The 22,496-nt window shown below is 70.0% G+C and carries 19 protein-coding genes and 1 pseudogene; 12 read left to right on the plus strand and 8 right to left on the minus strand.

What is annotated here, in order from left to right; translation table 11 throughout:
- Positions 1 to 36 precede the first annotated feature (36 nt).
- The 3 genes from OG381_RS38015 to OG381_RS38025 all read left to right on the plus strand — a co-directional run bounded on the left by OG381_RS38015 (position 37) and on the right by OG381_RS38025 (position 2,723).
- On the plus strand, positions 37 to 465 hold the full coding sequence (locus tag OG381_RS38015; protein WP_327720503.1) for an OsmC family protein: 429 nt from the start codon (positions 37 to 39) through the stop codon (positions 463 to 465).
- Positions 466 to 615: 150 nt separating this feature from the next.
- A complete protein-coding gene (gene dnaK / locus OG381_RS38020; protein WP_327720504.1) occupies positions 616 to 2,469 on the plus strand; it encodes a molecular chaperone DnaK in 1,854 nt (617 codons plus the stop codon).
- A gap of 113 nt (positions 2,470 to 2,582) precedes the next feature.
- Positions 2,583 to 2,723, plus strand: coding sequence for a hypothetical protein (locus tag OG381_RS38025; protein ID WP_327720505.1), 141 nt, complete (start codon positions 2,583 to 2,585; stop codon positions 2,721 to 2,723).
- A gap of 348 nt (positions 2,724 to 3,071) precedes the next feature.
- Here the strand turns inward: OG381_RS38025 and OG381_RS38030 are convergent, their stop codons facing one another.
- Positions 3,072 to 3,893, minus strand: a complete 822-nt coding sequence (locus OG381_RS38030) for an SAM-dependent methyltransferase (RefSeq protein WP_327720506.1) — start codon at positions 3,891 to 3,893, stop codon at positions 3,072 to 3,074.
- A gap of 100 nt (positions 3,894 to 3,993) precedes the next feature.
- The gene (locus OG381_RS38035) at positions 3,994 to 4,857 is read right to left on the minus strand and encodes a helix-turn-helix domain-containing protein (protein WP_327720507.1); all 864 of its coding nucleotides are present in this window, start codon (positions 4,855 to 4,857) and stop codon (positions 3,994 to 3,996) included.
- Between the two features lie 239 nt (positions 4,858 to 5,096).
- Between OG381_RS38035 and OG381_RS38040 the strand changes: the two genes are divergently transcribed.
- Positions 5,097 to 5,522: a hypothetical protein gene (locus OG381_RS38040; RefSeq protein ID WP_327720508.1), complete on the plus strand. Its 426-nt coding sequence runs from the start codon at positions 5,097 to 5,099 to the stop codon at positions 5,520 to 5,522.
- Here OG381_RS38040 and OG381_RS38045 read toward each other — a convergent pair.
- Positions 5,504 to 6,301: a helix-turn-helix domain-containing protein gene (locus tag OG381_RS38045; RefSeq protein ID WP_327720509.1), complete on the minus strand. Its 798-nt coding sequence runs from the start codon at positions 6,299 to 6,301 to the stop codon at positions 5,504 to 5,506. The genes OG381_RS38040 and OG381_RS38045 overlap by 19 nt on opposite strands.
- A 118-nt stretch (positions 6,302 to 6,419) precedes the next feature.
- On the opposite strand from OG381_RS38045, the gene OG381_RS38050 reads away from it, so the two are divergent.
- Complete coding sequence (locus OG381_RS38050) at positions 6,420 to 6,725, plus strand: 4a-hydroxytetrahydrobiopterin dehydratase (RefSeq protein ID WP_327720510.1); 306 nt, start codon at positions 6,420 to 6,422, stop codon at positions 6,723 to 6,725.
- Position 6,726: 1 nt separating this feature from the next.
- The gene (locus tag OG381_RS38055) at positions 6,727 to 7,470 is read left to right on the plus strand and encodes a class I SAM-dependent methyltransferase (RefSeq protein ID WP_327720511.1); all 744 of its coding nucleotides are present in this window, start codon (positions 6,727 to 6,729) and stop codon (positions 7,468 to 7,470) included.
- Here the strand turns inward: OG381_RS38055 and OG381_RS38060 are convergent.
- Both OG381_RS38060 and OG381_RS38065 read right to left on the minus strand, forming a co-directional pair.
- Positions 7,454 to 7,915 carry a hypothetical protein gene (locus OG381_RS38060; RefSeq protein ID WP_327720512.1) on the minus strand — a complete coding sequence of 154 codons (462 nt, stop codon included), beginning with the start codon at positions 7,913 to 7,915 and terminating at the stop codon, positions 7,454 to 7,456. The two genes, OG381_RS38055 and OG381_RS38060, sit on opposite strands and share 17 nt — an antisense overlap.
- Positions 7,912 to 8,391 (minus strand): hypothetical protein, encoded by a 480-nt coding sequence (locus tag OG381_RS38065; protein WP_327720514.1) that lies wholly within the window; start codon positions 8,389 to 8,391, stop codon positions 7,912 to 7,914. The genes OG381_RS38060 and OG381_RS38065 overlap by 4 nt, the downstream gene beginning before the upstream one ends.
- Before the next feature lie 62 nt (positions 8,392 to 8,453).
- Between OG381_RS38065 and OG381_RS38070 the strand changes: the two genes are divergently transcribed.
- On the plus strand, positions 8,454 to 9,404 hold the full coding sequence (locus OG381_RS38070; protein ID WP_327720515.1) for a helix-turn-helix transcriptional regulator: 951 nt from the start codon (positions 8,454 to 8,456) through the stop codon (positions 9,402 to 9,404).
- A gap of 57 nt (positions 9,405 to 9,461) precedes the next feature.
- The gene (locus tag OG381_RS38075; RefSeq protein WP_327720516.1) at positions 9,462 to 11,345 is read left to right on the plus strand and encodes a rhamnogalacturonan lyase; all 1,884 of its coding nucleotides are present in this window, start codon (positions 9,462 to 9,464) and stop codon (positions 11,343 to 11,345) included.
- A 73-nt stretch (positions 11,346 to 11,418) separates the two neighbouring features.
- Here the strand turns inward: OG381_RS38075 and OG381_RS38080 are convergent, their stop codons facing one another.
- Together OG381_RS38080 and OG381_RS38085 are read right to left on the minus strand one after the other, a co-directional pair.
- Positions 11,419 to 14,076 (minus strand): cellulose binding domain-containing protein, encoded by a 2,658-nt coding sequence (locus tag OG381_RS38080; protein WP_327720517.1) that lies wholly within the window; start codon positions 14,074 to 14,076, stop codon positions 11,419 to 11,421.
- 282 nt (positions 14,077 to 14,358) lie between these two features.
- Positions 14,359 to 17,274 carry a glycoside hydrolase family 48 protein gene (locus tag OG381_RS38085; RefSeq protein ID WP_327720518.1) on the minus strand — a complete coding sequence of 972 codons (2,916 nt, stop codon included), beginning with the start codon at positions 17,272 to 17,274 and terminating at the stop codon, positions 14,359 to 14,361.
- Between the two features lie 251 nt (positions 17,275 to 17,525).
- Between OG381_RS38085 and OG381_RS38090 the strand changes: the two are divergent.
- The 3 genes and pseudogenes from OG381_RS38090 (at position 17,526) to OG381_RS38100 (ending at position 21,505) form a co-directional block, all read left to right on the plus strand.
- A pseudogene (locus tag OG381_RS38090) lies at positions 17,526 to 18,633 on the plus strand (cellulose binding domain-containing protein).
- A gap of 57 nt (positions 18,634 to 18,690) precedes the next feature.
- Positions 18,691 to 20,412: a glycoside hydrolase family 6 protein gene (locus tag OG381_RS38095; RefSeq protein WP_327720519.1), complete on the plus strand. Its 1,722-nt coding sequence runs from the start codon at positions 18,691 to 18,693 to the stop codon at positions 20,410 to 20,412.
- 193 nt (positions 20,413 to 20,605) lie between these two features.
- Positions 20,606 to 21,505, plus strand: coding sequence for a class I SAM-dependent methyltransferase (locus OG381_RS38100; protein WP_327720520.1), 900 nt, complete (start codon positions 20,606 to 20,608; stop codon positions 21,503 to 21,505).
- Between the two features lie 3 nt (positions 21,506 to 21,508).
- Here OG381_RS38100 and OG381_RS38105 read toward each other — a convergent pair whose 3' ends face one another.
- Complete coding sequence (locus OG381_RS38105; RefSeq protein WP_327720521.1) at positions 21,509 to 21,670, minus strand: hypothetical protein; 162 nt, start codon at positions 21,668 to 21,670, stop codon at positions 21,509 to 21,511.
- A 93-nt stretch (positions 21,671 to 21,763) separates the two neighbouring features.
- On the opposite strand from OG381_RS38105, the gene OG381_RS38110 reads away from it, so the two are divergent.
- A complete protein-coding gene (locus tag OG381_RS38110; RefSeq protein ID WP_327720522.1) occupies positions 21,764 to 22,465 on the plus strand; it encodes an SDR family oxidoreductase in 702 nt (233 codons plus the stop codon).
- Positions 22,466 to 22,496 lie beyond the last annotated feature (31 nt).

The following is a 22,496-nucleotide window of genomic DNA, read 5'->3' on the forward strand; positions in this document are numbered from 1 at the left end:
ATCACCCGGAACCGGGACCACACGAAAGGACTGACCGTGGCTACCACGCGCTCCGCACACACCGTCTGGGAAGGCAACCTGCTCGAGGGCAACGGAGTCGTCACCTTCGACTCCTCCGGCGCCATCGCCGAGCAGCCGGTGACGTGGGCTGCCCGCACGCAGGAGGCCAACGGCAAGACCAGCCCCGAGGAGCTGATCGCGGCCGCCCACTCCAGCTGCTTCTCGATGGCGTTCTCGCACGCCCTCGCGGGGGCCGGCACCCCGCCCACCAAGCTCCTCACCTCCGCCGACGTCACCTTCCAGCCGGGCGAGGGCATCACCGGCATCCACCTCACCGTCGAGGGCACCGTGCCGGGCCTCGACGAGGACGGCTTCGTCGCCGCGGCGGAGCAGGCCAAGGTGAACTGCCCCGTCAGCCAGGCCCTCAAGGCCGTACCGATCACCCTGTCGGCGAAGCTCGCCTGACACCCGTACGTCCCGCACTGCCGCGTCCCCCTCGTGAGGGGCGCGGCAGCGCGCATTTCCGGGTACCCGGCATGGGTACGCGGCATTGACAACAGCGCACTCAAGTTTTGTGCTGGAGTCCGGGAAGTGCCCTGGCGGAAGGGGACAGCGATGGGACGCGCGGTCGGGATCGATCTGGGGACCACGAACTCCGTGGTGGCAGTCCTGGAGGGCGGCGACCCCACAGTCGTCGCCAATGCGGAGGGGGCCAGGACCACACCGTCGGTCGTGGCCTTCGCCAAGAACGGCGAGGTGCTGGTCGGGGAGGTCGCCAAACGGCAGGCGGTGACGAACGTCGAGCGGACGGCCCGTTCGGTGAAGCGGTACATGGGCGACGGGAGCTGGCGCTTCCCGGACCAGGGGGACATCGACGGCACCCGCTACCGGGCGCAGGAGCTCTCCGCGCGGGTGCTGCAGAAGCTGAAGCGGGACGCCGAGTCCTATCTCGGCGAGGACGTCACCGACGCGGTGATCACCGTCCCGGCGTACTTCGACGACACGCAGCGCCAGGCCACCAAGGAGGCCGGGGAGATCGCGGGCCTGAACGTGCTGCGGATCATCAACGAGCCGACGGCCGCCGCGCTCGCCTACGGCCTGGACCGGGGCGAGGAGCAGACCGTCCTCGTCTTCGACCTCGGCGGCGGCACCTTCGACGTCTCCCTGCTGGAGATCGGCGACGGCGTCATCGAGGTCAAGGCCACCAACGGCGACACCCATCTCGGCGGCGACGACTGGGACCAGCGGGTCGTGGAGCACCTGGTGAAGAAGTTCCAGGGGCAGTACGGCGTCGACCTCGGCAAGGACAAGATGGCGCTGCAACGGCTGCGCGAGGGAGCTGAGAAGGCCAAGATCGAGCTGTCGAGCTCGTCGGAGACGACGATCAACCTCCCCTACATCACCGCCTCCGCCGAAGGCCCCCTGCACCTCGACGAGAAGATGACGCGCGCCCAGTTCCAGGAGCTGACCGCCGACCTGCTCGACCGCTGCACGACCCCCTTCCACCAGGCCGTCAAGGACGCCGGCATCAAGCTCGCCGCGGTCGACCACGTCATCCTCGTCGGCGGCTCGACCCGGATGCCCGCCGTCACCGACCTCGTCAAGGAACTCACCGGCAAGGACCCGCACAAGGGCGTCAACCCGGACGAGGTCGTCGCCGTCGGCGCGGCCCTCCAGGCGGGCGTCATCCGCGGCGACGTGAAGGACGTCCTGCTGCTCGACGTCACCCCGCTGTCCCTGGGCATCGAGACCAAGGGCGGCATCATGACCAAGCTCATCGAGCGCAACACCACGATCCCCACCCGGCGTTCGGAGATCTTCACGACGGCGACCGACAACCAGCCCTCGGTGGGCATCCAGGTGTACCAGGGCGAGCGGGAGATCGCCGCGTACAACAAGAAGCTGGGCGTCTTCGACCTGACCGGGCTGCCGCCCGCGCCGCGTGGCGTCCCGCAGGTCGAGGTGGCGTTCGACATCGACGCCAACGGGATCATGCACGTCTCCGCCAAGGACCTGGCGACCGGCCGGGAACAGAAGATGACGGTCACCGGCGGCTCGGCCCTGCCCAAGGACGACATCGACCGCATGATGCGGGACGCGGAGCAGTACGCCGAGGAGGACCGCAACCGCCGGGAGGCGGCCGAGACCCGCAACCAGGCCGAGCAACTCGTCTACCAGACCGAGAAGTTCATCCGTGACAACGACGAACGCGTCCCCGCCGACACCAAGTCCGAGGTGGAGTCGGCGATCTCGGAGCTGAAGACGCTCCTGGAGCAGAACCCCGACACGAACGCGCTGCGCACCGGCGTCGAGAAACTCGCCACCGTCAGCCAGAAGATGGGCCAGGCGATGTACGCCCAGGCCCCGTCGGAACCCACCGACCAGCAGCCCGCGTCTCCCGAGGAGGAAGGCGTCGTGGACGCGGAGATCGTCGACGACGACAAGGACCCCAAGGGCGGGGCGGCCTGAGAGGCCGGCCGCAGCGGGCTTCACGGAGGGACACAAGCATGGGTGACCACAGGACACGACGCGCACGGTTAGCGGCTCTGGCGGCCGGTTCGCTGCTGGCGGGGGCCGCGGCCGTGGGTGTGGCCGGGGGCGGGGACACGCCGGACAACTGGGAGTGGTCCGTGGACGCGGCCCCGGTCGGCCACCACGAGAACAGCACGGACGGACACGTCGACGGCGGCGCCGCCCCGGCCGGCCACATCGAGGGCGGCTGACGGACTACGCGCCCGTCTTCTCCCGACCCGCCGTTCCGGCCGCGGCCCCAACTCCTCGGGGTCGCGGCCGCGGCACACGACATACGGGCGGAACAGGTACGGCACCGGTCTGAATATGTGCACCGGTCGGCTGTACGGCACGAACGTGATCAGCGCCGTCCCGATGCCCGCGCGGGTCGGACGAGGGCGTGCCGGGCCGGAAGCGCCTGCCGGCCCGCAGTGGCGCCGCACCCGGCTCCGAGGGCGGGGCCCGGGTGTCGGTCACCTGCGCACCCTTGCCGGCCCGTGCCCCTCGAAGCCAGGGCCGGGCAGGGGAGCGCGCCCGTCGGCGGCACCCCTGGGGTCAGGTCACGGCTTGCGGGCGACCCCCGCGTAGACCGGGACGATGCCCTCCGCCTGGGCGGCGACGTCCTCGGGGGCCGGGCGCCAGCCGGAGACCGGGATCACGCCGGGGCCGAGCAGTTCCAGACCGTCGAAGAACCGCGAGAACTCGGCCAGCGACCGCGGGTAGAACGGTGTGCCGCCGGCCCGGAAGTGCTCCGCGGCCCTGGCGATCGCCTCCGGGCTGAGGTCGGGGGTGACCTGGGACAGGATCACGAAGCTGCCGGGCGCGAGTTCGGCGACGTACCGCGCGAGCAGGCCGTACACGTCGTCGCCGTCGGGTTCGTCGTCCAGATAGTGGGTGAGCGCCACCAGGGACAGCGCGACGGGCCGCGCGAAGTCCAGGGTCTGCGCGGCCAGCCGCAGGATGGTGCCGGGGTCCCGGACGTCGGCGTGCACATAGTTCGTGGCGCCCTTGGGGGTGCTGTGCAGCAGCGCCTGGGCGTGCCGGAGCACGATCGGGTCGTTGTCGGCGTACACGACCCTCGACTCCGGGGCGACCTCCTGGGCCACCTGGTGGAGGTTCGGCTCGGTGGGGATGCCGGTGCCGATGTCCAGGAACTGGCGGATCCCGGCCTCGGCGGCCGTCCGCACCGCCCGGTGCATGAACCGGCGGTTGGCGCGCGCCCCGCGCACCGCGGTGTCGTCCGTGGCGAGGATCCTGCGGGCCAGCGCCTCGTCCACCGGGTAGTTGTCCTTGCCGCCCAACCACCAGTCGTACACCCGCGCCGGGTGCGGCCGGCTGGTGTCGACGGTGGTGGGCGCGGCTTCGGATCCGGATCCGGTCATGCGGTGTCTTCTCCTCGGTGCGCGGTGCCTGACGGGGTCTGCTCGCAAGTCGTCGGGGATGACGGGAAGGTTGCCGTGCGCGGCCCGAGTGGTGCGTGGCTCAATACGTCGCGCGGCGCTCCCGCAGGATCTTCTTGGTGCGCTCGGCCGACGCGGCGCGCGCCGTCATGTGGTCCAGGACCTCCAGATGCGCGGAGACCTCCGCGCGCGAGTCCAGGTACAGGGCGCCGGTCAGATACTCGGTGAACGCCATGTCGGGCAGTTCCGGCTCGGCGAAACGGAACAGCGAGAAGGGCGCGTACGTCCCCGGGTGCGGACCCGCGGCGAACTCCGCGATCTGCAGGGTGACCCGGTCGCGCTCGGCGAACTCCAGGAGCCTGTCGAGCTGTTCCCGCATGATCTCGCCGCCCCGTCCGACCGGCCGGCACAGCACCGTCTCGTCCATGATCACCCACAGGTGGGGCGGATCGGGCTTCTCCAGAAGCTGCTGCCGGGTCATCCGCAGGGACACGTGCCGCTCGATGGTGTCGGAGCCCTGCTGCGCGATCGTGCCCGCCTCCATGACGGCGCGGGCGTACGCCTCGGTCTGCAACAGGCCGGGCACGAAGTGCGGTTCGTAGGAGCGGATGATGCGGGCGGCACCCTCCAGGCTCACGTACAGGCTGAACCAGTCCGGCAGCACATCGTGGAACCGCTGCCACCAGCCCGGCTGGTTCGCCTCCTCGGCCAGCGCGACGAAGGCGTCCGTCTCCTCCTCCGCGACGCCGTACGTGGACAGCAGCAGCTGCACGTAGGGGATCTTCAGCGCGACCTCGGCCATCTCCATGCGCCGTACGGTCGCGGGAGCCACACGGAGGACTTTCGCGGCCTCCTCGCGCTTGAGCCCGGCCGCCTCCCGCAACTCCTGGAGCCGTCTGCCGAGCACCACCTGACCCACGGTGGGCGCAGGCCGCCGCTCACTCACGCCACGCCTCCCCTACGCGCCGAAGTCTGCAGGGCAGTGTGCCACGTTCCGCTTCCGGTCTCACAGGGGCGGGGGTGAGGCGCTCACCACGTGTGGCATTACTTCGGGGGTAATCGACCGGCCGGGCCCGGGGCGGGATCGTGGTGACACCGGGTTCCGGGCCGGCGCACTCCGGTCCGGAACCCGGGTACCGCCCTTTCTCCCCGCCTCAACTTGACCCCGTCGGAGGGTGATTCGCCATGTCCGCCACCCAGCTGTCCGCTCTTGTCCGCACCGGCGACCCGCACACCGCGCTGCGGCGCTTCCTCGCCCTCGACGCGGTCGTCACCGGCGCGAACGCCCTCGCCTACCTGGCCCTCTCCGGGCCGCTGGGCGTCCTGTTCGGGGTCGACTCCACGCTGCTGCTCGCACTCGGGACGTTCCTCGCGGTGTACGCCGCGGCCGTCGGCCTGCTGGCCAACCGGGCCCGCCCGGCCGCGCTGCCGGTCCGGGCCGTCGTCGAGATCAACCTCGCCTGGACCGCGGTGAGTTGCGTCGCCCTGGTCCTGTGGCTCGCCCCTTCGACGGCGGGCGCCGTGTGGACCGTCGTGCAGGCCCTGACCGTCGCCGGGTTCGCCGTCCTCCAGTACATGGCCCTGAAGGCCCGTCAGGACATCAGCGACTGAAGGTACTTGACCGTCGCCGGGTCGGCCGGGAGGAACGTCTCGATGGCCAGCTCGGCGACGGTCACGTCCATGGGGGTGTTGAAGGTGGAGATGGAGGAGATGAACGACAGCACCCGGCCCTCGTGCTCGATCAGCATCGGCAGCGCGAAGTACGGTGCGTCTTCCAGCGGTTCACCGGAACCGGCGTCCGGCACGGGATACGCCGCCACCTCCTCATACAGCTCCCGCAGCGGCTTTGAGCGGTGCAGCGCGATCTGCCGCTCCATCTGCGCGAGCAGATGCCCGCGCCACTCGCCGAGGTTGCGGATCCGGGGGGCCATGCCCTCGGGGTGCAGCGTCAGCCGCATCGCGTTCAGCGGGGGTTCGAGCAGCGACTCCGGGATGCCGTCGAGCAGCATGAGGATGCCCCGGTTGGCCGCGAGCACGTTGTACATCGCGTCCAGCACCAGTGCCGGATACGGCTCGTAGCCCTGGATCAGCCGCTCCATGCCCGCCCGCACGGAGTCCAGCGCCGGGTCGTCCAGCGGGGTCTGCGAGTAGTGCGGGGCGTAACCCGCCGCCAGCAGCAGCGCGTTGCGCTCCCGTACGGGGACGTCCAGATGCTCGGCCAGCCGCAGCACCATCTCCTCGCTCGGCCGGGAGCGGCCCGTCTCGATGAAGCTGATGTGCCGGGCGGAGGAGTCGGCCCGCAGCGCCAGTTCCAGCTGACTGACCCGGCGCTGTTCGCGCCAGGCCCGCAGCAGGGGGCCGACGCCCTTGTCGGCGGCAGTGGTGGTCATACGAGGACCGTAGACGACGAAGGGGCACACCGGGCAAGAGAACCCGGCTGACCAGGGCTTCGGCGGGCTCCGTGTGGCACGCTGAAGGAGAACCCGCAGTCCAGGAAGGAGCAGCGTCATGCCCCTCGAACCGCTGTCGCAGAAGGACGTCGAAGATCGGCTCGCGGAACTGCCGGGCTGGTCGCTCGACGGTGACCGCCTCGCCCGTTCCTACCGTCTGTCCTCGCACTTCGCGGCCACGGCGATGGTCGTCCACATCGCCCGGGTCCAGGAGGAGCTCGACCACCACTCCGATCTCACGCTCGGCTACAACACGGTGTCCCTGACCGTGAACACGCACAGCGTGGGCGGCGCGGTGACCGAGAAGGACTTCGAACTCGCGCACAGGGTGGAGGCGCTCGCCCCCGGCCACGGAGCCCGGTGAGGTGCTGGACTACGACAAGGAGGCCGACGCCTACGACATCACCCGCGGCGGCGAACCTCGCGCCGCCGCGGCCGCCGACGCCGTCCTGGGCCTGGTCCCCGAGGGCGCCCGCCGCCTGCTGGACGTGGCCTGCGGCACCGGGATCGTCACCCGGCGGCTCGCGAGCGCACGGCCCGCGCTGCGGGTGGCGGGCGCCGATCTGACGTACGGCATGGCACGGATGGCCGCGGCCCGCCTGCCGGGGTCGGTCGTCCTCGCGGACGGCCGCCGACTGCCCTTCCCCGACGGGGCGTTCGACGCGGTGACCAGTGTGTGGCTGCTGCATCTCGTCGACGACGCGGAGGACGTGCGCAGCGTCGTCGCGGAGTGCGCCCGGGTGCTGCGGCCCGGCGGGGTGTACGTCACCACCGTCGACAAGGCGGCCGCGCACGACGTGGGCAGCGACATCGACGCCGTCCTCGCCCCGCGCCCCCGCCGGCCCGCCCCGGACGCCGAGCCCCGCGTCGAGGGGTACGCCGCCGCGCAGGGCCTGGTGGACGCCGGGCGGGCCCGGTTTCCGGGCCGGGGGCAGGGCCGCAGCCCTCGCCGTACGGCGGCCGACCTGCGGCGCGGCTGGTTCACCCTGCTGCCGCCGGGCGACCCGCGCACCGACGCGTTCGCCGCCCGCCTGGAAGCCCTGCCGGACCAGGACCGGCCGCGCCCCGACCCGGTGTTCGCGCTGCGGGCCTTCAGGAAGCCCGGGTGAACTCCATGACCCAGTTGGTCAGCCAGGTGTCCCCGCCGTCGAGCGAGAAGGCCTGCTCCCAGCGGGCCCCGGTGGCAGAGACATCGGACCAGACGAACCGCACCCGCACGTCCTTCCCGTCGTGCGTGTCGTCGCCGTAGAACTCGCCGCGGTCGCCGTCGAACCGGCCGAAGACCGGCGGGAAGAGAGTGCCGCTGCGACTGGAGGCCCAGTTCAGCGACCACAGCTCGCTCTCCCGGTCGAACAGCCGCAGGGTCGCGCCCTTCGCGGCGAGATGCGGCATGTCGATCTCGTCGACGTTGGCGGCGCCGTCGAACAGCGGCCAGCAGCGGCTGGTAGCCCGGAACTCCTCCCAGGCGCTGTCCGGGTCGAGGAAGTCGGTGCGGCGGCGGTTGCGGACCTGCCACTCGCCGTGGAGGAAGTCGAAGTCGTGCGGGCTGCTCATGCGCGGTCCCCCGTGGTTCCCTCGGGCAGGGAGTCGGTCAAGTAGGCGGCCAGGTCCGGGACTTCGGGGGCCAGCAGATGCCGCACCCACGCGTCCCGTTCGTGCAGGATCGGCGGGAGCTCCCAGACACAGCCGATCCACGGCAGGTCGGGTCTGATGAAGTGGGTGGGGTCGCGGTCGGGGCAGCCGAGCACGGGCTGGCCCGCGGAGGCGCCGCGGAAGTGCAGGACGTTGTCCCACACCCAGCTGTAGGCGTTGAGGTAGGCGCCGTCGTCGCCGCCCCGGTGCAGGACGACGAAGGTCGCGGGCGGGGTGCCGTCCGGCTCCGGCAGCAGCTCCGGGAGGATCTCGTACGCCGCCTTCTCCACGTCGGGCGCGATGCCCGCCGGGTCGGCGGTGACGTGGTAGCGCTTGATGTGCCGGCCGCCCACCTCGATGGGTGGGGGGACGGTGAGGAGTTTCTCGGTGAAGCTCATGCCGGGACGTTAGGACCGCTTCACTGACATCCTCTGTCAGTGAAGTCTGGGATTCTGTGGTGGTGAGGTCCAGTCGGCTCGTCTCGATCCTGCTCCTGCTCCAGACCCGGGGGCGGATGACCGCCGCCCAGCTCGCGCAGGAGCTGGAGGTGTCGGTGCGCACGGTCTACCGGGACGTGGAGGCGCTGAGCGCGGCCGGGGTCCCGCTGTACGCCGACGCGGGGCATGCCGGCGGCTACCGGTTGCTCGACGGCTACCGCACCCGTCTGACCGGGCTCACCGCCGACGAGGCCGAGGCGCTGTTCCTCGCGGGTGTGCCCGGTCCGGCCGCCGAGCTCGGTCTGGGCTCGGTGCTGGCGGCGGCGCAGCTGAAGGTGCGGGCGGCGCTGCCGGTGGAGCTGCGGGCGCACGCCGACCGGATCAGCGGGCGCTTCCATCTGGACGCACCCGGCTGGTACGCGGAGGCGGAGGAGACGCCGTATCTGCCGGCGGTCGCCGACGCGGTGTGGAACAACCGTGTACTGAATATCGTATACCGTCGGTGGCGTGCGCCGACCGATGTGGAGCGCCGGCTGGAGCCGTACGGGCTGGTGCTGAAGGCGGGGCGCTGGTACGTCGTCGCCGGTCCGGGGCCGCGCACCTTCCGGGTCGACCAGATCCTTCAACTCACTGTGGCCGAGGGAGAGTTCACGCGCCCCGGCGACTTCGACCTGGCCGCGTACTGGGCGGCCTACCAGCGGGACTTCCACGAGCGGCTGTACCGGGGCGAGGCGGTGGTGCGGCTGGCGCCGGGCGTGACGCTCGCCAGGGCGGCCGACGTCCGTACCGACGAGGACGGGGGGACCGTGGCCACGGTCCCCATCGAGTCCGTCGACCACGCCCTCGGGGAGTTCCTGCGCATGGGCACGGACATCGAGGTGCTCCAGCCGCCCGAGCTGCGTGAGCGGCTCGCCCGCACGGCGGCGGAACTGGCCGAAATGTACGGCAACCCCAGCGCGCGCGGCGGCCACTGAGGAACGGAACCCGCACGTCCTCACGGACTCCGTCCGTCCTCCCAGGAGGTACGTCTCGTGCAGCACCCGCACCCGCAGCCGCCCCCGCGCCGCAGACGAAGGGCCGTTCTGTCCGCGCTGACCGCCGCCACGGCGCTCGTCGCCGCCGGTCTCACCCAGCTCGCCACCGGCACGGCCGAGGCCGCGACCGCCCGGCAGGTGGAGGCACTCGACCGCGGCGTCGTCAGCGTCCACACCGACGCCGGCAACCTGGTCAGCTGGCGCTGGCTCGGCACCGACCCGAACGACGTGTCGTTCAACGTCTACCGGGCCGGCACGAAGGTCAACTCCACGCCCATTACGGGCTCCACCAACTACTTCCACTCCGGCGCCCCCTCCCAGGCCGACTACACGGTGCGCGCGATCGTCGGCGGTGTGGAGCAGGCCGACTCGGTGCACGCGATCCAGTTCCGCACCGGCTACAAGGACGTACCGATCAGCCCGCCCGCGGGCGGCACCACCCCCGACGGAGTCGCCTACACCTACGAGGCCAACGACGCCTCCGTCGCCGATCTCGACGGTGACGGGGCGCTGGACTTCGTGCTCAAGTGGCAGCCCACCAACGCCAAGGACAACTCCCAGTCCGGCTACACCGGCAACACGATCCTCGACGGCGTCAAGCTCGACGGCACCCGGCTGTGGCGCATCGACCTGGGCCGCAACATCCGTTCCGGCGCGCACTACACACAGTTCCAGGTGTACGACTACGACGGCGACCGCAAGGCCGAGGTCGCCGTGAAGACCGCGGACGGAACGGTCGACGGGACGGGCGCGGTGATCGGCAGCTCGTCGGCGGACTACCGCAACTCCAGCGGGTACGTCCTGTCCGGACCCGAGTACCTGACCATGTTCAACGGCCAGACCGGCAAGGCGATGCAGAGCGTCGACTACGTGCCGGCCCGCGGCACGGTGAGCTCCTGGGGAGACGCGTACGGCAACCGCGTCGACCGCTTCCTGGCGGGCACGGCGTATCTGGACGGCGCCCGGCCCTCGCTGATCATGGCGCGGGGCTACTACACCCGTTCGGTGCTCGCGGCCTGGGACTGGCGCAACGGAACCTTCACCCGCCGCTGGACCTTCGACACCAGTTCCTCCACCAACTCCGGCAAGGGGTACGACGGTCAGGGCTCGCACAGCCTGTCCGTCGGGGACGTCGACAACGACGGCAAGGACGAGATCGTGTACGGCGCGATGGCCGTCGACGACAACGGCAACGGCCTGTGGACGACGAAGACGGGCCACGGCGACGCGCAGCATCTGGGCGACCTGGACCCGTCTACGTCCGGCCTGGAGTACTTCAAAGTCTCGGAGTCGTCCTCCCAGCCCGCCGAGCTCTACATCAACCCCGCGACCGGAGCGGTCCGTTGGAAGCTGGCCGCCTGCTGCGACAACGGCCGTGGCGTCGCGGGTGACATCTACGCCGGCAACGACGGCGCCGAGGTCTGGTCCGCCTCCGACTCGAACATCCGCGACGAGGGCGGCGCGACGAAGGGCCGCGAACCGTCGTCGGTCAACTTCCTCTCCTGGTGGGACGGCGACACCACCCGCGAACTCCTCGACGGCACCCACATCGACAAGTACGGCACCTCCTCCGACACCCGCCTGCTGACCGGCGCGAGCGTCCACTCCAACAACAGCACCAAGGCCACCCCGTCCCTGTCCGGCGACCTCTTCGGCGACTGGCGCGAGGAGGTCGTCTGGCCGACCTCCGACAACACGGCCCTGCGGATCTACTCCACGCCGTACGAGACCACCACGAAGATCACGACCCTGCTGCACGACACCATGTACCGCACCGGCCTGGCCTGGCAGAACACCGCCTACAACCAGCCCCCGCACCCGAGCTTCTTCGTCGGCAACGGCATGCCCACCGCGCCGCGGCCGACGGTCTACACCCCCTGACCTGACCTGACCTGACCGACACACAAAGAGGCCCCGTCCGGGAGCGGACGGGGCCTCCTCGTGCGCGGTCCGCTCAGAGGACCGTGCAGGACTGGTCACCCAGCTTGAACGCCGTCGGTTTCGTGTTCGTCCCCGACCAGCTCCCCGTGAAGCCGAAGCTCACGGAGGAGCCCGCCGCCACGTTCGCGTTCCAGGTGACGTTCTTCGCCGTCACCGCCGAACCCGACTGGGTGTACTCGGCGTTCCACAGCTGGCCGACGGTCTGGCCGCCCGGGAAGGTCCAGCCGAGTGACCAGCCGCTCCAGGCGCTGGAGCCGGTGTTGCTGAGCTGGACGTCCGCCTGGAAACCGCCCGACCACTGGCTCGTGATCTTGTACGTCACCGCGCAGGCACCCGTGGGCGTCGGCGTGGGGTCGGTGCCGCCACCGCCACCGCCCGCGTCGGAGGAGTCGCCGTAGATGACGCCACGGCCGTTCGTCGACACATAGACCCGGCCGTACACCCGCGGGTCACCGGTGATCGCCGCGCCCGTCCAACCCCACTGGTGGGCATCGTCGTTGATACGCGTCCAGGTCGAACCCTGGTTCGTGGAACGGAAGATGCCGCGCACACCGCCGATCTTCGCGCTGGTGTAGAGGGTCTGGTACGACGCTCCCGTCGCCGCCTTGCCGAAGCCGACGGCGTCGGCCTGCTCGACATTGGACAGCTTGGTGAAGGACGTACCGCCGTTCGTCGAGTGCCACAGCCCGTACGCGCCGTCCGTCGCGCCGCCCGCCAGCCACACATCGCCCTTGGTGCCGGGCAGCGCCTTGAAGCGGACGCTGTCGCCGCTCGGGAGCCCGGTGGCCGCCGAGGCCGTGAAAGTCGCGCCCCCGTCCGAACTGACGTAGAACTTGCCGGACTTGAAGCCGTAGAAGGTCTTCGCGTCGACCCGGTCGGACTCGACGATCGCCCCGGCCGGGATGCCGCTCGACGCCGCCCAGGACGAGCCGAAGCCCGTCGCGTACTGCACCCCGGTGCCCTCCGGACTCCACACGAAGCGGCTGCCGTCCGAGGCCGCCGCGACCGTGCCGCCACCGCTGACCCCCGAAGGGTCCGTCCCGCCGAACCAGTTGGCGCCGTTGTCCGTCGAGAACGCGATGTGCGGACCCGAGTCCAGGTTGCCGGTCCGGACCACCGTGTTCGGGTTCGTCTCGGCGAAGTCCAGGCTGGTCGTGGTGGTGAAGTTCGGCTGGGTGTACATCATCGCCGGCACCTTGGTGAGGTCCGTGTGCCGGAAACCGCCGATGTCCCCGAGGGCGCTGAAGAGCTGGGCGCCGCCGGAGGGGGGAGCGGCGAGGTCGTTGACCGCGGTCTCCTCCAGGCCCTGCACCATCGGCTTGATGGTGAACTGGCTGCCGGAGTCCCAGTTCGTCAGGTTCTCGGTGCCGTAGACCGTCGCGCCCGTCCCGTACATCATCCGGTCGGAGTCGAACGGATCGATCTCCAGCGCCTCCGTCATCCAGCCGAGCTTCGGCGACTGCTCGGGCGGTGACGGGTTGGCGCCCCAGCTCAGCCAGGGTGAGGAGGACACGTCCATCGTGTAGCGGTTGGAACGGCTGGGATACGACGTGTAGTCCCAGGCCTTCGTCCAGGTCGCGCCGCTGTCGGTGGAGCGGAAGATCTGGGTGTCCGGCCACCAGGAGCTGTACGCCGTGGCCATCACCGTGCCCGGATGCTGCCGGTCGACGCTCAGCCCGCTGAAGCCGTAGTACGTGTCGGCCTCGGCGACCGGGCTGATGTCCGTCCACGTACCGGTCGAGGTCGCGTACCGCAGCAGCCGGCCCTTGCCGCCGTCGTACGGACCGCCCTTGTCGCTGTATGCGATGTACAGATAGCCGTTGGCGGTATCCAGTACGCCCTTGTGCGCGAGGTACCCCGTCGGCTGCCCGGCCAGCCGCGACCAGCTCGCGCCCCCGTCCGTCGAGCGGTAGACCGCGTTGTCCTTGTCGGCCACCCCGACGTAGATCGTCTGTGTCGCGCTGCCCGAGGTGCCCGTGCGCTCGTCGAAGGTGACCCAGACGACGCCCTGGTTGTCACTGGCGTAGCCGGAGGTGTCGCTCGGATCCTGTACGTAATTGCCGACGTTCGGGAAGTTCGCGACCTGCGACCAGGTCACGCCGGAGTCCGTCGACCGCCACAGGCCCTTGCCGCTCGGCGCGCCCAGGTACAGCACGCTGTTCTTGTTCGGGTCGATCGCCAGCCGCTCGCCCATGCCGCGCCCCGGCATGTTGCCGCCCAGCTTGAACGGCAGATCGGTCTTCTGCCAGCTCGCGCCCCGGTTGGAGGAGCGCAGGATGGCCCCGTTCCCGGGGTCCCAGCTGTTGGTGTACGTGCCGACCGCCGCGTACACCCGGTCCGGGTTCACGGAGTCGGAGGCCAGGCTCGCCACGCCCGTGTGCCCCCAGTCGTCCCAGCCGACCGAGTCCAGCAGGGGCGTCCAGGTCTTGCTCGACTGCACCCAGCGGTAGGCGCCGCCGATGTCGGTGCGGGCGTAGGCCAGGTTCTTCTCGCTGCGGTTGAAGACGATGCCGGGGACGAATCCGCCGCCGTCGATCCGGGCGTTCTTCCAGGTGTAGGTGTCGGCGGCGAGGGCCGTTCTCGGACTGTCGGCGGCCAGTGCGGGCGGGGTGCCCGCGAGCAGGCCGGCCGCGAGCGCGAGCACGGCCGTGAGGATGCGTGTTCTTCGCACGGGGGTCCTTTCCGGGACGTGGGGGGAGGAGGGGAAAGTGCGAATGGCAAGCGCTTGCTACGGGGTTCGAGACGTGCCGGGCGACCCCCAGTGCGGGAGGGGGCCGCCCGGCCGGTCGGCCTCGCCGTCAGGTGACGAGACCACGTACGCGGAGCTCTGGAGCGGTTCCTCGGAAAGAACGGTGCCGGACCCGCGCCCCGAGAGGGGCGCGGGGAACTGCGCGACCAGCCACAACGGACCCGCAGTCAAAGGCTGCTCAACCCGCGGAGCGCTCGGCGGGGGCTATTCGAGAAGCTCCGCGTACGAACCCATGGCCAGGGCGATGTCCGCCTGGGCCCAGAACCGGTGGTACGTGAACGACGGCACCGCGCCGCCCGCGAGATACGCCTCGATCTTCGACCAGGCCGGATCGTCCTCGTAGAACGACCGGATCGAGTCGAAGGTCGACGACGAGTTGATCGCGTCGCCGTTCGGCATGGTGCCGGTCCAGCCGCTCGGGATGGAGACGCTGTCGTCGAACCGGTTGTAGTCGGCCCGGTTCTCCGGCACCGCGATGCCCAGGGCGTCCTGGTGGTTGTCCCACATGCCGTCCAGGAGTGCCTTGGCCGTCGTCGCGGCGGCCGTGTCACCGGAGCGGTCCGCGTAGTACGTCAGAGTCTTGGCGTACGCGGCGGCCACACCGACGTCGTTGGTGTAGTCGGCGACGGTGACGTGAAGTCCGCTGTTGGAACCGGGACTTGACGCGTTCCAGGTGTCGGGCTGGCCCGACCACTGGAGGGTCGACGGGATCTGGTAGGTGCCGTCGGGGTTGATGGTGGTGTGGTCCAGTGCCCAGTCCACCCACTTGTCGAGGACGGTCTTCGCGGCCGCGTTCCCCGTCTGCTGGTAGTACTCGGCCACCCGCTCCATCGACCACGCCTGGAAGCCGAACCACTGGTTGGACGGCGGGTCGTGGTAGACGGGCTGCTGGTCGTAGTACATGCCGTAGAAGGTGGACTTGCCGGCCGGCGGAGTCGCGTAACGGCCCGCCCAGCTGTTGGTCGCACCGCCCGCGATGGCGCCCTCGTTGGACTGGAGCCAGCGGTAGAACTCGATCTGCCGGGTCAGCGAGGTGCCCCAATCGGCGGCACCCGTGCTCGACTTGGGCTTCAGGTCGGCGTAGGCGCTCAGCGCGTACGCGGCCATCGGGTTCTGGTAGCCGCCGTGCGCATGGCTGGAGCCGATGCGCCAGGCCCAGCCCGCCGAGGTGTCGGTGGCGCCGCCCCAGGCGTAGTACCAGGACATCAGGTACATCGAGGCGTCCTTGCCGGTCCCGGCCGCACAGGTGGTCGGACCGACGCAGTTGCCGATCTTCTTGAAGTACTTGTCGTACATCGAGTAGCGCAGGTAGTCGCCCATCTTCGCGGCCTTGGCGACGGTCGCGGAGATCTGGCTGCCCTTGCCCTGGGCGTCGGCCCACTTGTCGGCCCAGTACGCGGCCTGCACCGCACGCGCGTCGGCGTCCGGGGCGTTGGTGAACTTCCACTGCTTGGCGTAGGAGGCGTCACCGGTGAAGAGGTCCAGGTACCCGTTCTTGCCGCCGTACTTGAAGGCGTCGCAGGTCGGCTGCGGCACCGTCTCCCACACCGACTCCTGCGCACCGCGCTGGAAGGTGTTGATGTACGACGGGCCGGTGTCCGTCGGACCCGCCTCGCACTTGCCGGGCGCGTTGCCGTAGCCGTAGACGTTGTCGACGTCCTGCAACCAGTGCATGCCGTAGACATCGTCCGTACCGTAGGCGCTCTTCAGTTCACCGGCGATCGGGTCCGAACCGACCGGCACCCCGGTGTCCAGCTTCGCCGGATACTCGTTGGGCGTGTCCAGCTCGGGCGCGTAGGTCGCCGGCTTCGAGGCGTTGTAGAAGGAGTTGGTCGGCTGGTCGGCGTGCGTGGGGATCATGTACTTCTCCATGATGTCCCAGGCACCGTTGAACTTGGTCCAGTCGCCGGTCACCTTGCCGTACATGGCCTGCAGCCAGAGCAGGTAGCTGTACGCCTCGGACGTGGTCTCGTGACCGTGGTCCGGCGCCTCGACGATCAGCGTCTCCACCGAGTGATAGGGGATGCCCTCGGGTGAGAAGTAGCCGTTCGCCGGGTTGGTGATCTTGCCGTACAGCTCCAGGAAACGGGCGTTGTACTCGCCCGCCGCCTCGATCTGCGTGACCGTCACCGACGCCTTGGCGTGCCCGGTCGCCGTCGACTCGAAGGTCGCGGCTCCGGTGCCGGAGGAGCCGGCCGTGATGGTCACGTTCTGGGCGGTGTTCCAGTTCGACGGGGTGAAGGTCAGGGAAGCCCCGCCGGTCACGGACAGGCCCGAGTTGCCACTGGCGCGGGCGGTCGTCACCGTCACGTTCGCGGACGGCTGCGTCGACAGCTTCACCCCGAACGTGCCCGTCTTGCCCTGCTGCACGGCGAGTTGGGTCGCCGAGGCCACGATGGCGGGGCCCGAGACGACCGTGATGCCGACCGGTGTGGACTCCGCCGACGCGCCCGTGCTGTCGTACGCCTTCGCCAGCAGCGAATGACTGCCCACGGTCAAGCTGGAGGCCGAGAGCGAGTACGGCGATGTCGTGTCGGTGCCGAGCAGCGTGGTGTTGTCGTAGAACTCCACCTTGCTGATCGTCGCGCCGTCGGCGGCCGCGGCGGTCGCCGCGAGCGGGACGGCGTTGCCCTGCGTGTAGACGGCGCCCGCTGCCGGGCTGGTCAGCACGGTGATCGGCGGCTGGTGCGCGCCGGTGCAGGTGGTGCCGTTGATCGCGAAGGACGTCGGGGCGGCGTTGGTGCCGCTGTAGGTGAACTGCGCGCCGGTGGAGACCGCGGCGCCGGCCGCGATGTTCCCGTTGTAGCTCGCGCTGTTCACCGTGACCGTCTGGCCGGACTGGGACCAGGTGCCGTTCCAGCCGTTCGACAGCTTCTGGTTGCCGGTGTAGGCATACGTCAGCGTCCAGCCGCTGATGGCGTCCGTACCGCGGTTCGTGATCGTCACGTCCGTGGTGAAGCCGGAGCCCCAGTCATTCGTTTTGTAGTCGACGCTGCACTGAACTGCCGCTGCTTGTGCGGGAGTTGAAGCCACACTCAGCATGGCGAACGGCAGAGCCAGGGCGGCCGTGACAGCCGTCCATAAGCGCCGGACAGTCCGGCGTCTCCTTCTCGGTGCCATGTGCTGGTTCCTCCTTGCGGCTCGGAGAAGTCAAGGCTTGAACCAGTGGGAGCGCTCCCATAGTGAGGATGAGGGTGTGAGGGGTCAAGATGCTTGAAGAGTCGAAAAGATTCGATGAATGTGGTTGAGGAAAAGTCAAGTGACTCCTCTGTTCTTTGCCGTCACTTGGCGCTAACTTCGGTGACACCAGTGGGAGCGGTTCCATCAGTCGACGCGTCGGTCACGGCGCGCTGATCTGCAAGGAGTCGCTCATGCGACACCCCCCGCGTTCAGTACTTTTAGCCGTCGCCGGCGCCGTGGCCCTTCTCGGGTCGGTGTCGGTGCCGTGACGATCACCAACAACACCGCCGCCGTGAGCAGTTGGAGTCTCACCTTCGACTTCGCGGGCGGGCAGAAGCTGAGCCAGGGCTGGAACGCCGAATGGTCCCGGTCCGGTACCACGGTGACGGCGGCCGACCAGAGCTGCAACGGCGCGCTCGCCACCGGCGCGAGCGTCAGCGCCGGCTTCCTCTGCTCCCGGTCGGGGAGCAACCCGTCACCGACCTCGTTCACGCTCAACGGTACGACCTGCAACGTCGACGCGGACCCCTCGCCCGCGCCGACACCCACCGGTCCACCGGACACCGGTGACGGAACACCGCCGGCCCTCAGTGTCTCGGGGAACAAGCTCGTGGACGCCGACGGCATGGCCCGTCCAACATCAAGGCGGAGTACGCCGGTTCGCACTACATCGACGCCGTCAAGGACCTGGTGGCGAAGGTGAAGGCGAACGGCATGACGCCGATGCTCGAACTGCACTGGACCCACGGCCAGTACACGGGCAACTCGGCGGGCTGCTCCGACGTGCACGCCACCTGCCAGAAACCGATGCCCGGCATGCAGTACACCCCGTCCTTCCGGACGTCGGTGGCCTGCACCTTCAAAGACGATCCGACCGTCGTCCTCGACCTGTTCAACGAGCCCTACCCGGACCGCGCCACCTGCCCCGGCATCGCCTACTCGAACGACGTCAGCCAATGGCTGACGCACAAGCCCGACGATCCGAAGAACGATCTCGCGGCCGCCTGGCACGTCTACAACTTCAACACCTGCGCGAACGAGAGCTGCTGGAACTCCCAGCTCGCCCCGGTGGCGGCCCACGTGCCGCTGGTCGCCGGGGAGATCGGCGAGAACACCTGCGGTCACTCCTTCATCGACCAGGTCATGAAGTGGTTCGACGACCGTGGCCTGTCCTACCTGGGCTGGACCTGGAACACATGGAGCTGCACCTCGGGTCCCGCTCTGATCTCCGGTTACGACGGTACGCCGACGGCGTACGGCATCGGGCTGCGCGACCACCTGCGTTCGCTCGACGGATAACCGCTCACGCACCACCGAAATCCGAGAACCTCGCGACGGAGAAGGAAACCCGCACTCATGAGTCGTACCAGAACTGCGCTGCTCGCAGCCATGGCCCTGGTCGCCGGGGCCTCCGGGACGGCGCTCGCCGTCAATCCGGCGGACGTCGGCGCGGCCGCCGTCCCCTGCACCGTGGACTACAAGATCCAGAACCAGTGGGGCACCGGCTTCACCGCCGCCGTGACCATCACCAACAACGGTGCCGCCAAGAGCAGTTGGGCGGTCAAGTGGGCGTACGCCGGTAACCAGCAGGTCACCAGCGGCTGGAACGCCAAGATCACCCAGAGCGGCACCGCCGTGACCGCCGCCAACGAGTCCTACAACGGCACACTCGCCACCGGCGGTTCGACCAGCTTCGGCTTCCAGGGCAGCTACAGCGGCACCAACGCGATCCCGGCCACCTTCACCCTCGACGGAGTGACCTGCAACGTCGACGGTGGCGGCGGTCCGACCGACCCGACGGACCCGCCGGACCCCGGGACCGGAACCCGCGTCGACAACCCGTACAGCGGCGCCAAGGTGTACGTGAACCCGGAGTGGTCCGCGAAGGCCGCCGCCGAGCCGGGCGGCAGCCGTATCTCCAACCAGCCCACCGGTGTGTGGCTGGACCGGACCGCCGCCATCAACGGCGTGAACGGCGGCATGGGTCTGCGCGACCACCTCGACGCGGCGCTCGCCCAGAAGGGCTCCGGCGAACTCGTCGTCCAGCTGGTGATCTACAACCTGCCCGGCCGCGACTGCTCGGCCCTCGCCTCCAACGGCGAGCTCGGCCCGACGGAGATCGACAAGTACAAGACGCAGTACATCGACCCGATCAAGACGATCCTCGCCGACTCCAAGTACGCCGGACTGCGGATCGTCACCACCATCGAGATCGACTCGCTGCCCAACCTCGTCACCAACACCGGCAGCCGTCCCACCGCCACCCCGCAGTGCGACGTGATGAAGGCCAACGGCAACTACCAGAAGGGCGTCGGCTACGCCCTCAACAAGCTCGGTGACGTCCCCAACGTCTACAACTACATCGACGCCGGCCACCACGGCTGGCTCGGCTGGGACGACAACTTCGCACCCAGCGCGGCCATCATCAAGGAGGCGGCGACCACCGAAGGCGCCACCGTCAACGACGTGCACGGCTTCATCACCAACACGGCCAACTACAGCGCCCTGAAGGAGAACAACTTCACCATCAACGACAACGTGGCCGGCAAGTCGGTCCGTGAGTCCAAGTGGGTCGACTGGAACCGGTACGTCGACGAGCTGTCGTTCGCCCAGACGTTCCGCAACCAGCTGGTCACCGCCGGCTTCAACTCCGGTGTCGGCATGCTGATCGACACCTCCCGCAACGGCTGGGGCGGCAGTGCCCGGCCCGCGGGACCGGGAGCGATGACGGACGTGGACACCTATGTCAACGGCGGCCGCTACGACCGTCGTATCCACGTCGGCAACTGGTGCAACCAGTCCGGAGCCGGCCTCGGCGAGCGCCCGCAGGCCAGCCCGGCCGCCGGGATCGACGCCTACGTGTGGATCAAGCCCCCGGGTGAGTCCGACGGTTCGAGCTCTGCCATTCCCAACGACGAGGGCAAGGGCTTCGACCGGATGTGCGACCCGACCTACACGGGCAACCCGCGCAACGGCAACAGCATGTCCGGCGCCCTGCCGAACGCGCCGCTGTCCGGACACTGGTTCTCGGCGCAGTTCCAGCAGCTGATGACGAACGCGTACCCGCCGCTGTCGTAACACCGTGAACGCGGCCGCGGGACCGTCACGGCCGGTCGCGCAGGTCCTCCGCGCCCCTTCGGGGGCGCGGGGGACCGCCGGGTACGTCAGGGGATGGCGGACGCCCCCATTTTTTGCCGCCTCGGCAACAGTGGTGGCCTCCCCACGGTGCGTCGGCGCACGCTGGCCGCAACCGGACGAGAGGCTGACCCCCATGGCGCACGACCACCACGATCACACCCACGACGTTCGCGGCCACTCCCATGACCACGCCGACATCGACTGGGCCGAGATGGCCCCGATGCTGGAGGAGCAGGCCGAGCTGTACATGCCGATGTACGAGCGGGCGATGGCCTGGCTCGCCAAGCGGCAGACCGAGCCCGGGCTGGTCGTCGACGCGGGCAGCGGACCCGGTGTCGCCTCCTGTCTGCTCGCCGAGAACTTCCCCGGCGCCCGGATCGTCGCCGTCGACGGCTCCGAGCCGCTTTTGGAGCGGGCCCGCGAGCGGGCGGCCCGGCTCGGCGTCGCGGACCGGTTCAGCACCCTCACCGGTGAACTGCCAGGCGTACTGGAGGAGTTGGAGTATCCGGCCGACCTGATCTGGGCCAGCTGGAGCCTGCACCACCTCGGCGACCAGCGGGCCGCCCTCGCCTCGTTCGCCGACCGGCTCGCGCCCGGCGGCACGCTGGCCCTGCTGGAGGGCAGCCTCCCCACCCGGTACCTGCCCCGCGACATCGGCATCGGCCGCCCCGGACTCCAGGCCCGGCTCGACGCGCTGCACGAGGACTGGTTCAGCCAGATGCGGGCCGGGCTGCCCGGCACCGTCGACGTGATCGAGGACTGGCCGGCGCTGCTGGCCTCCGTCGGCCTCAAGCCCACCGGCACCCGCAGCTTCCTGCTCGACCTGCCCGCGCCGACCACGGACCGGGCCCGCCATGTCGCCGTCAACACCCTGACCCGGATGCGCGAGGTCCTCGGCGACCGTCTCGACGCCGAGGACCGCGCCACCCTCGACCGGCTCGTCGACCCCGACGACAAGGCGAGCATCCACCACCGCCCGGACGTCTTCGTCCTGGCGGCGCGCACGGTGCACACGGCCGCCCGCGGCGTCTGATGCTCAGCAGCGGCCCGGCCGGGCGTAGACGCTGATCTCCGCGCCCTGCACCCGGCGGGTGCCGCACCGCACGAAGTGCTCGCTCAGCACCCGTCGCTTGAGCAGCACCGCGCAGACCAGCCCGAGCACGGTCGCCCCGGCGAAGGCCGCAAGGTCGGCGCCCACTCGCCGACCACCGTGCCACCTGCGGTACTTGACTTCGAGAACGCTTCAAGTGATCTACTCCCCGGCATCCGCAGGACACCACAGGGGGTAACCATGACCGACTCTCCGGTCGCACTGATCACCGGCGGCGGCAGCGGTATCGGCGCCGCGGTCGCACGGCAACTGCTCGCGGCGGGCCACCGGGTGGCCGTCACCGGGCGAGGTGAGGAGCGGCTGCGCGGCTTCGCCGGGGAACTCGGCAATCCGGCAGAGCTGCTGACGCTCGTCGGCAACGCGGCCGACTATGACAGTGTGCGGTCGGCGGTCGACCGTACGCTCAAGGAGTTCGGCCGGCTGGACACGGTCGTCGCCAACGCCGGCTTCGCCACCCACGACTCCGTCGCCGAAGGCGACCCCGCCGGCTGGACCGAGATGGTGCTGACCAACGTGCTGGGCCCGGCGCTGCTCATCCGCGCCTCCATCGACGCCCTCAAGGAGACTCGCGGCCGGATCGTGCTGGTCGGGAGCGTCGCCGGGTTCGTGCCCGGTCCTGGCAACATCTACGGGGCGACGAAGTGGGCGGTGACCGGGCTCGCCGAGAACACCCGGCGCCAGGTGACCGAGTGGGGCGTCGGCGTGACCCACATCGCGCCGGGCCGGGTGGAGACGCCCTTCTGGGACAGCTACGGCAGCCTCCCGCCCGGCCACCTCCTCACCGCCGACCAGATCGCCGACTCGGTCGTGTGGGCCATCCGGCAGCCCGAGGGCGTCGACGTCAACACCGTGGTCGTACGGCCGATCGGCCAGCCCAACTGACGACCCTCCTGCCGGACCGGTGGCCGATGCA

This window comes from Streptomyces sp. NBC_00490, assembly GCF_036013645.1.
Lineage (GTDB): Bacteria > Actinomycetota > Actinomycetes > Streptomycetales > Streptomycetaceae > Streptomyces > Streptomyces canus_F.